Here is a 9,887-nt window from a genome sequence, read left to right as displayed (position 1 = left end):
TTTAGGCTGGTCAGGTGGTTAGAAGTACAAGCCCCTGGCTTTAGACATGGGGTTGGTTTCTACGGAGTCCCTGACGTGAAGGAATGAGGCATTTAGTGAGCCATGCAAACCGGGAATTGCTTACAATTCTGGCTGCTCCAAACTCACATTCAGGATGCCGGTGGGCGTGAATGTGGCCCAGAATTGCGCCAGAGGCTCTTCAGTCTCCGTGGGTTCCACCAAGGTGGAGAGGGGAATTTCCGAGGCGTAATCCTTCGCCAATTGATTCATCGCCTCAAAAGAGACGATCGCACCGTCTGAGTTCACGTTGACCCGGTATCCTACGGTTTGCGAGAAGGTGGGATAGGTTTGCCAGGTGCGATCGAGGCGATCGAACAGCTTCGCCCGGAGTGCTTGTAGCTGCGCCGGATCGGTAATTGCAGGTGGCGCACTCGGTTCAGCCGCTGATTCGGACTGACTTTCGGCAAACTTTGCCACCAGCATTTGTTTGGCTTGTTCCACTGTAGTTTTCGACGTCGGTCCGTTGAGATCCACCACCACGGAACTGGTATCCACCACGTTGGCGATTTCTTCTTTCCCCACCTCGATAAACCAATCGTACTCCTCGATGGTTTCCGGATTAGCGAAATCGATGCAGTTTATCCAGTTTTCTAGTGCCAGTTGGTTCTTGCCCTGAATTTCGTACAGTTGCCCCAAGAAACAGTAGGACATTCCGCCGCCCACTTCGTCTTCATCAAGAGTTTTATTCAGCGCGATCGCTTGTTTGAGTTCCGGTTCAGCTTGGGCGTATTTTTCTTGTTGCAATAGCGCCCAGCCGAGGTTTCGCCGGAGTTGGTATGCCAAATTGGGATATCGATCGGCTGAGATTCGCTGCAATCCCAGTCGCAGTAAGGTTTCAGCATAGCGGGTATTGGAATTATCCGGACCTGTAGTTCCTTTACTCAAATAGACCCGACCGGCATTGTTGAACCCGTGGCCATAGCCATATTCCATTGCCGCTTTATAGTGTTCTAACGCCTTGTCTTCTTCATCCAGGGATTCGTAGATTTCGCCCAGGGCGATTTTAATTTCCGGCTTCTCTGGGTCGAGGTTTTCCGCCTGTAAATACTTTTTTTTGGCTGCGGTCAAATCCCCGGCTTCATAAAGCTTTTGCCCTTGGCGATAGTAAAACTGACCGATGTCCGGTACGGAATCATAAACTCCGTAGGAAGCTAATAAAAGCAATGCTGAAAAACCAAAGGTGGCTTCGCTATGGAAGCGCTCGGGAATATTGATTTTCGAGAGACCGGCTTTGACCTTTTGTTGTCCGTCTGAGGTCAATGCGCCGCGACTCACCACCGCCAATCCCGCCGCTTGGGCAATGGCTCCAAATGCCTCTCCCACGCCCAATCCGTCTTGGGAAAATGCCTGGAATGTAGTGACCATAAAGCTACCCGACAACACTAATGCGCCGGCACTCAAGGCATCCCACACCCAATCAAAGCGGTCCCATTTATCAGTTTCCTTCGATGGTTCGATCGCCCACCACCATGCGGAAGGCGGTGGGTCGAAGCTGGTTCGCCACTCCTGCATTTTCCCCGATGCAGCGATCGCACCACTGTTGTCTAGAAAAATCCGATCCAACTCGGTAATTTTGTCGAGGATTTCTTCCGAGGTTTTCGTTTTTTCCGATAGGGCTTCGGCTACGCGATCGCGCGCCAAAAGTAGTTTAAGAACTTGTTGGGTTGAAATATTCGGAATGGCTTCTTGAATCTCATGCAGCGCTTCCGCATACCGACCGACTGCTCCTTGCAATTCCGACCGCACTTGGCTCTGTGAAATCGTCATTCGTTTACACCCCTTTGGCTTTTTACTTTCTGTTATTCTGCCTCTGGCTCTCGTTTTTGCCACAGGTTATTTTTCTATTTTTTTCTTGGTTCTAGCCTTTTGTCCGATTTTGTGTGGAACTCTTGGGTTGCGGTTGCTTCCCGCTATCGTCGATAGGGCGATCGCCACTCAAAATGAACTAATATAATAGTAATCCACTTGATATTTCCCTGTCAATACCTCAACGGATAATTTTTGTAAAGATTCGATTCACAGAGTTGAGGGGGTCTAAAAAAATGGGGATAGCCAATCGATGCAATCTGTTAAGGGGCGATGGTTGAAAAGCAAGGGATTCTCTCAAATGCTGAGAATACGCTGTCCGTTTAATCACAAACAATTGGCTAATTCTGTATTGTTTTCTTCACCTCCTTGGGAAAGCAAAAGTTAACACAGGGTGGGGAGCGATCTGAGAACCCCTCGACTCTGAGGGCAACAACCAACCGTGAGATAGGGACAAATAAGGGAAAGCTTTTCGTTAGATTCCCAGGGGTACATACTAGCGATCGCGCTGATGAGAGAACCGGAGGTAAACCACAACGAGTATTCCGGCATAAAATCAGGCACTCATCGAATCGAGAAACCCTCGGTTCCAGAGTACCTTTGCGGAAGATATTCTCCCATCAGCGCGATCGACGATCGATTAACGCACCTCTAATTGTCCCTCTGGGGTAAACACCACCTCGAATTGGGCAGTTGCGCCCTGGTTTTCCTCAGCTGTGGGCAAAGTGGGAAGCGGCGTTTCCTGGACGAAATCTTCAGCAAGGCGATCGCTCGCTTCATAAGAAACAATCGTGCCTTCTTCATTCACCGTCACTTGATAAACTAAATTGTCCTCAAACGTGGGTAAGGTGCGCCAAGCATCATCAATTTGAGCGAAAAGCAGCAGTTTCAAATCCTCCAATTTGCCCGGTTCGGTAATCGTTTCCGGCGGATAAAAATCCTCCTCGCTAGCGAATTCTTGATTGCCTTGCAGCACCACACTGGGGTTAGGCGTCAGTGCCGGACTTTCATTAATTCTGCGCTGCAATGTATCTTTTCCGATCGCAGCTAAAGCCGCAAAATCTCCCAAGGTTTGCGGTTGGGCACTTTGACACCATCGTTCGTGGTTGATAGTCGGTTCCGTGGGGTTTTCCGGTGCGGGTAAACTGTCAAGATAGCAGTGAGCGATACCCCAACCCGGCGTGGTATCCGGGATATTTTGTTCCAGGGCGATCGCCGAAAGAAAATTGTCTCTCGCGTTGCCAAGCAAATTTTGAATCTGCTCTTTGGAGGTGGCATTATCCACTTGTCGCAACTGGGCAATTCCCAGATTGGTATAGAGTTGCGCTTGCAAACTTTCCGGCAAATTCTCTTTTTGCAACGCGCGGCGAAAATACCCGGCTGCTTTTTTCGGACTTTCGCGATTTTCTGCACGTTCTAGGGTCACTCTACCCAACCCATAATAGGAAAACGGGTCGTTTTTCAGCAAGCCAATTTCATACTGAGATTCAGCCGCATCCAGTTGTCCGAGGGTTTCGTAAATTTGTCCGAGCGCCACGTGAGTTTTTGGCTGTTCCGGAGCCAAATGCATCGCCTCTTCATATTTTTCTTTCGCCTTTAATAATTCACCGCGATTGTAATCGAGGGTAGCTTGTTGGTAATACCACTCCCCCGCCTCGGGCAGATAAATGTAAATGCCGTAAGAAAGCCCCAACAGAGCCGCAGAGGCAACCAAGGTGGTTTCTGCATGTAAATGAGGGCTAATCTTCACGCTAGAAAGGGTATTTTTGACCGCGTTTTGTCCTTTCTGCGTCAGGGTTCCCCCCGCCACCAGCGCTAACGCCGTCCCCTGAGAAAGGGTAGTCAGGGTTTGCCATAAATCGAATCCGTTGCGCGAAAAAATCTTGCCCGTTTCCACAGTGAAGGCGGTGGCCCCTACCAGACAAGCCACCGTCAGGGTATTCCAGAACCAGTTAAACCTGGCCCACTTTGGTTGCGACTGATGAGATGAAGGTGGAGCGTCGAGAAACCACCACCACGCCGCTTTTGGCGCTTCTAAACTTTGCCGACAGTTGGCGAGTCTGTTGTGGGCGGCGATGGTTTTTCCCTGTTTTTTTAAGCGGTTATCTAATTCGATCAGTTTCGCCAAACTTTCGCCCGATGCATGGGTATCGTCACCGCGAGCAGTTTTGACGGCATCGCGCGCTTTCAGAACCTCTAGAACTTGCTCTAAGGATGGATTTGGCGCAGCATCCTCTAGGGCGCTGAGTGCCAGGGCGTATCGCTGAATCGCCCAGTCTAACCAGTTAGTAGATACTTTATCAGAATTATTCATTGCCTCATAACCCGATTGGGGAGTAATAAACCGTAATTAGCCTTGTGCGCTTCATTATACCGACCCCGCGAAAGCTATGGCAAACCCCCACTCAGACTATTTTTCTCCTCGGGCGGGGCGTTTTTTCCCGATTACAACAGGGTCGCCGGGGAATAAAATCCCCCGGGGTCTGGGAGTGGCGGGTTTGCTCCGCGATCGCGCCGTTCCTTGCTTGGCAATCTCCATGCGCCTCCCGGATTTATTTTATTCTCTGAGTTAAAAATATTCTATCGGTAAAATTAGGGAATTAAACTCTTTTTTTCTTTGATAAAATTAATCAGTAAACTGAACTCCCACGCCAGAAAATTAGCCTCCCGATTCTGATTACCAAAAATCCCAAAAATTGTAAGTTAGAGCCACCTCGGAGTCTGGATGTATCGATCGCCCTTCGATGGAGCGGTGCAATCCGTGGCGATCGCTCCCGCCAATTCATCCGGGGTGGGGAGTCGCAAGGGCTTTCGCCTCACGGCAAAAACAATATTATACCACAACATGTGCCAAAAATCCACCCCCAGGGGAAAATCGCTGCGATCGCCCTCGGCAAGCAAGAAATGCGCTCCGCTACCGTATCTAATTTGCTGTAAATTTTTCACGCGATCGGAGAAACTTCAAATCGTAAAAAAATTTAAAAAAGTTGATTTTTAATTCAAAATCCGATAGAATAGAAGAGTAGCGATCGCGCTAATTCTAAAACAATCAAACGGCTGTTGTCCTGTTCAAAAAAAATTATGGCAAGCACTAAAACCGGCATCGAATGGACAGATAGAACCTGGAACCCAACTACGGGCTGCCAAAAAATTAGTCCGGGCTGTACCCATTGCTATGCAGAAGCTCTCACCAAACGGTTTCATACGAATTTTCCCAATGGATTTGACTTAACCCTGCATCCAGAACGCTTAACCGACCCCAAGCGCTGGCGCAAACCCAGTCGAATTTTTGTCAACTCCATGAGTGATTTGTTTCACGAAGAAATTCCCCTTTCATTCCTGCAAAATGTATTTGATGTAATGCGCGAAACTCCCTGGCATATCTATCAAATATTGACCAAAAGACACGAGCGATTGGTGGAACTATCGCCTAAATTAGACTGGCCAAAAAATGTATGGATGGGCGTATCGGTAGAGAATCAAAACTACGTTCACCGCATCGATTATTTGCGCCAAGTTCCCGCCACGGTGCGCTTCCTTTCCTGCGAACCGCTGTTAGGACCATTGTCCCTGAATTTAACCGACATTCACTGGGTAATCGTCGGTGGTGAATCCGGACCGAAATACCGCCCGATGAAATTAGAATGGGCGCAGAATATTCGCGATCGCTGTCAAGCGGAGGGGGTGGCATTTTTCTTCAAGCAAGTGGGTGGAAGAACCCCAAAAGCCGGCGGGAGATTGCTAGACGGAGAAATCTGGGATGAAATGCCCCAAGCGTGGGAAACTCACCGTCAGGAATGGGGCAATTTCCGGGTAAATTCTTCCCATCAACGAAAGCAATCTACTATTGCTCCTTCGGTGGAAAAGGGAGTAGGGTGGGCATTGCCGAGTTGCTTCCACATGAGGATCTAACTGTCAGGAGCAATGCCCCCCTTACTTGAGTGAATTAACGATTCAATTACGCCTGGGTTGGCGAACCGTAACCGCCGCCGCCCGGTGTTTCGATCGCAAATACATCCCCCGGATTCATCTGCACCGTATCGGTGCTGCTTAATTGCTCTATGGTACCATCGCTGCGTTCTACATAATTGTTACCCAAGGCACCATTTTCACCGCCATTCAACCCAAAGGGAGAAATCCGCCGATGATTGGATAAAATTCCGGCTGTCATGGGTTCGAGGAAGCGAAGGCGACGGATAACCCCATTACCGCCATGATGCTTCCCCTTTCCGCCGCTATTTTGACGGATAGAAAAGTCTTCTAATAACACCGGGAAGCGCCATTCTAGCACCTCTGGATCGGTGAGGCGGGAATTGGTCATGTGAGTATGTACCGCATCGGTACCATCGAAGTTTGGGCCTGCGCCAGAACCGCCGCAAATGGTTTCGTAATATTGATAGCGATCGCTACCAAAGGTAAAGTTATTCATCGTACCCTGGGAGGCGGCGATCGCCCCTAACGCACCATATAAAGAATCCACCACCGCTTGGGAAGTTTCCACATTGCCCGCAACCACCGCCGCCGGATAGCGCGGGTTGAGCATACATCCTTCCGGAACGATAATATCCAATGGTTTCAAACAGCCGGCATTCAACGGAATTTTATCGTCCACTAAAGTGCGAAACACGTACAATACCGCCGCTTTACACACTGCTTCCGGGGCGTTAAAATTACTCGATTGTTGGGGAGAAGTGCCGCTAAAATCGATTTGAGCGCGGCGATTATGGTTATCGATGCGAATGCTGACGACAATTTCTCCGCCGCCATCCATTTGATAGCGAAATTCGCCATCTTTCAACACTTCAATCACGCGCCGCACGGATTCTTCTGCATTATCCTGCACGAATACCATATAAGCTTGTACGGTTTCCAAGCCAAAATTTTCCACCATTTTTCGCAGTTCCTGCACCCCCCGTTCGTTGGCGGCAATTTGCGCTTGTAAATCGGCGATATTTTGGGCGGAATTTCGCACCGGATATTTTCCGGATTTCAGCAAGTCTAATAATTCGACTTCGCGGAATTTTCCGGCGCGAACCAGTTGGAAATTATCCAACAAAACCCCTTCTTCTTCCACGCTGGTACTGTTGGGAGGCATGGAACCGGGGGTAATTCCGCCGATATCGGCATGATGTCCGCGAGAGGCGACATAAAACAGAATACTGCCTTTTTCTTCAAACACCGGGGTAATCACCGTTACATCGGGCAAATGAGTGCCGCCATTGTAGGGATTATTGGAGACAAAAACATCCCCGGGTTGAAAGCGATCGCCTTTGTCTGCAATTAAGGCTTGCACGCTTTCGCTCATCGAGCCTAAATGCACGGGAATATGGGGGGCATTGGCCACAAGTTGCCCTTGGCGATCGAAGATAGCGCAGGAGAAATCGAGCCGTTCTTTAATATTAACAGAAGAGGCGGTATTTTGCAAGGTAATGCCCATTTGTTCGGCGATCGCCATGAATAAATTATTGAAAATTTCCAGCATCACCGGGTCTGGTTTCGATGTGGAATTACGCTCTCCAATCCCTGCTGCTTGCAGTTCTGTAACTGCATCATTTTCCCCGGATTCAACAAGTTTTGAGAGAATCAAATGATTGCGATCGCTCAATGTTGCTTCCCATCCGATCGCGATTGCATTGGTGCCGGTTTGTTCCATAATAATAGCCGGACCGCAGATGCGATCGCCCGGTTGCAAATCCTGGCGCTGATACACGGGAGTATCGTGCCATGCGTCGCGATCGTACATTGCCACCGTCGCCACTGGAGAAGGCAGTGAGGGCGACTGGCGAGACACTTTCGGCTCTTCTGGCGTCTCCATTTTCTGCACCACTTCCACAGAAACCGACTCGACAATTAAGGGTTTATCCTCTTTAATAAACCCATAGCGCTGGCGATGTGCGGCCTCAAATTCCGCTTTCATTGCTGAGGCATTTTCGGCAAATTCCACCCCTAAAGTCGAATCGGTGCCCTGATATTTTAAATGCACTTTTGCTAAAGTAAGAATCTCTTCCTTGCCATTGCTAGTAAGTTGCAGTTCTTCTGTTCCTTCTGTAGCTAATTGCGCCACCACTTGCTGCACCTGCGGCATGACTTCCGGGGATAACGGTGCTTCGACGCTGCGTTGGCGAATGGCGCGAATATCGGCCAATCCCATGCCATAGGCGGACAATACCCCGGCAAAGGGATGAATAAACACCTGTTTCATGCCCAAGGTATCGGCAATTTGGCAGGCGTGCTGACCCCCTGCACCGCCAAAGCAGCAGAGGGTATATTTGGATACGTCATAGCCCCGCTGGAGGGAGATTTTTTTAATCGCATTGGCCATGTTTTCGACCGCGATCGCCAGAAATCCTGCCGCCACCTGTTCCGGGGTGCGATCGTCCCCGGTATCCCGTTTTATCTGTTGCGCTAAGTCGGCAAATTTCTGCCGCACGATCGCATCATCTAAGGGTAAATTCCCATCCGGTCCAAACACTTTCGGGAAAAATTTGGATTGAATTTTCCCTAACATCACATTACAATCGGTAACCGTGAGCGGCCCTTGTTTGCGGTAACATGCCGGACCGGGATTCGCCCCTGCAGACTCGGGTCCGACGCGATAGCGCGACCCGTCGAAGACCAAGATGGAACCGCCGCCCGCCGCCACAGTGTGAATGGACATCATCGGGGTTCGCAGGCGCACACCGGCAATTTCGGTTTCAAATTCCCGTTCGTATTCGCCGTTATAATGGGCCACATCGGTGGAAGTGCCGCCCATGTCAAACCCGATAATTTTCTCAAACCCGGCCATTTTGCTAGTTTGCACTGCCCCGACAATGCCGCCCGCCGGCCCGGATAATATACTATCTTTCCCTTGGAATTGTTGGGCATCTGTTAAACCGCCGTTGGACTGCATGAACATCAGGCGGTTTTTGATGTCGGTTTTGCTGGGTTGGGGGGTTTCCCCGCCGCGATCGCTCAACTCACCGGCGACGCGATCGATATAGCGCCGCAAAATTGGAGAGAGATAGGCATCGATCGCGGTAGTATCGCCGCGACTGACCAGTTTCATCAGCGGACTAACTTCGTGAGATACCGACACTTGAGTAAACCCGATATCGCGGGCAATTTGGGCAATTTGTTGCTCGTGTTGCGGATAGCGATACCCATGCAGCAGGGCGATCGCGCAACTGCGAATTCCCGCATTATATGCCCCTTGCAACTCGGCAATTAACGGTTGTTCCTTGACCGGTTGCAATTCTTGTCCTCGGGCGCTGTAGCGTTCTTCGACTTCGATCGCCCTTTCGTAGAGCATTTCGGGTAGAACAATCTGCCGCGCAAAGATATCGGGACGGTTTTGATAGCCAATTTTCAAGGCATCTTTAAACCCTTTGGTAATCACTAAAACCGTGCGATCGCCTTTGCGTTCTAACAGGGCATTTGTCGCCACCGTGGTGCCCATTTTCACCACCGAAATCATTTCCGGGGGCACCGGTTCTGCTGCTGAAATGCCGAGAATCTCCCGAATTCCTTGCACCGGCGCATCGTTGTACCGTTCCGGGTTCTCCGAAAGGAGCTTGTGAATCACCAACTGTCCGTCCGGACGTTTGGCGACGATATCCGTAAACGTTCCCCCCCGGTCGATCCAGAATTCCCATCGGTTCTCAGCAGTAGAATTACTCATGGTATTCTCCAGTTACGTGTTTTTTCTTAGTTTAACACAAAATGCGATGTAACGCAATCCCCCTTCTCCATGCCAACCCCACCACTTTATGCAATGACTTTATACACGCATTAGTTCCCCATCCTTCCCGAGTTAAAGTGTCGCGGTATCTACCCCTGGCAAATCAACCAATTCTATCGCAATTTCTTTTGAGGGGTGACAGCTTGTCCCCGCTACCAACCCGCCCAGAAGGATTAAGTATCGTTTATCTCTAACCTCGACAAAACTTTATTTTGCTATTTTATTACTATCGCCGTTCTCATCTCGGTGAAGTACCCCCTTGATTTCTAGATTCTCGCCGACGCGAGAATGACAAAGGAGG

The 9,887-nt window shown here is 49.8% G+C and carries 6 protein-coding genes; 2 read left to right on the top strand and 4 right to left on the bottom strand.

Annotation, left to right across the window (positions count from 1 at the left end; all coding sequences use genetic code 11):
• Positions 1–120: 120 nt before the first annotated feature.
• Both AC0QH1_RS06990 and AC0QH1_RS06985 read right to left on the bottom strand, forming a co-directional pair.
• On the bottom strand, positions 121–1,827 hold the full coding sequence (locus tag AC0QH1_RS06990) for a tetratricopeptide repeat protein (RefSeq protein WP_324630264.1): 1,707 nt from the start codon (positions 1,825–1,827) through the stop codon (positions 121–123).
• 679 nt (positions 1,828–2,506) lie between these two features.
• Positions 2,507–4,180, bottom strand: a complete 1,674-nt coding sequence (locus AC0QH1_RS06985) for a tetratricopeptide repeat protein (protein WP_324630263.1) — start codon at positions 4,178–4,180, stop codon at positions 2,507–2,509.
• Between the two features lie 76 nt (positions 4,181–4,256).
• On the opposite strand from AC0QH1_RS06985, the gene AC0QH1_RS06980 reads away from it, so the two are divergent.
• On the top strand, positions 4,257–4,439 hold the full coding sequence (locus AC0QH1_RS06980; protein ID WP_324630262.1) for a hypothetical protein: 183 nt from the start codon (positions 4,257–4,259) through the stop codon (positions 4,437–4,439).
• 130 nt (positions 4,440–4,569) lie between these two features.
• Here the strand turns inward: AC0QH1_RS06980 and AC0QH1_RS06975 are convergent, their stop codons facing one another.
• A complete protein-coding gene (locus AC0QH1_RS06975; protein WP_324630261.1) occupies positions 4,570–4,812 on the bottom strand; it encodes a hypothetical protein in 243 nt (80 codons plus the stop codon).
• A gap of 135 nt (positions 4,813–4,947) precedes the next feature.
• On the opposite strand from AC0QH1_RS06975, the gene AC0QH1_RS06970 reads away from it, so the two are divergent.
• Entirely contained in the window at positions 4,948–5,778 is an 831-nt protein-coding gene (locus tag AC0QH1_RS06970; protein ID WP_324630259.1) for a DUF5131 family protein, read from the top strand.
• Between the two features lie 46 nt (positions 5,779–5,824).
• Here the strand turns inward: AC0QH1_RS06970 and AC0QH1_RS06965 are convergent, their stop codons facing one another.
• Complete coding sequence (locus AC0QH1_RS06965) at positions 5,825–9,526, bottom strand: hydantoinase B/oxoprolinase family protein (protein WP_324630258.1); 3,702 nt, start codon at positions 9,524–9,526, stop codon at positions 5,825–5,827.
• Between the last annotated feature and the right edge of the window lie 361 nt (positions 9,527–9,887).

The sequence above is a fragment of the Phormidium sp. CCY1219 genome (assembly GCF_055795085.1).
This window is presented reverse-complemented; position numbering and strand designations above follow the sequence as displayed.

What these genes read in the sequence shown, in the direction of transcription:
- AC0QH1_RS06990 (WP_324630264.1), bottom strand. Translation starts at nt 1,827, where the DNA reads ATGACGATTTCACAGAGCCAAGTGCGGTCGGAATTGCAAGGAGCAGTC.
- AC0QH1_RS06985 (WP_324630263.1), bottom strand. Translation starts at nt 4,180, where the DNA reads ATGAATAATTCTGATAAAGTATCTACTAACTGGTTAGACTGGGCGATT.
- AC0QH1_RS06980 (WP_324630262.1), top strand. Translation starts at nt 4,257, where the DNA reads ATGGCAAACCCCCACTCAGACTATTTTTCTCCTCGGGCGGGGCGTTTT.
- AC0QH1_RS06970 (WP_324630259.1), top strand. Translation starts at nt 4,948, where the DNA reads ATGGCAAGCACTAAAACCGGCATCGAATGGACAGATAGAACCTGGAAC.
- AC0QH1_RS06965 (WP_324630258.1), bottom strand. Translation starts at nt 9,526, where the DNA reads ATGAGTAATTCTACTGCTGAGAACCGATGGGAATTCTGGATCGACCGG.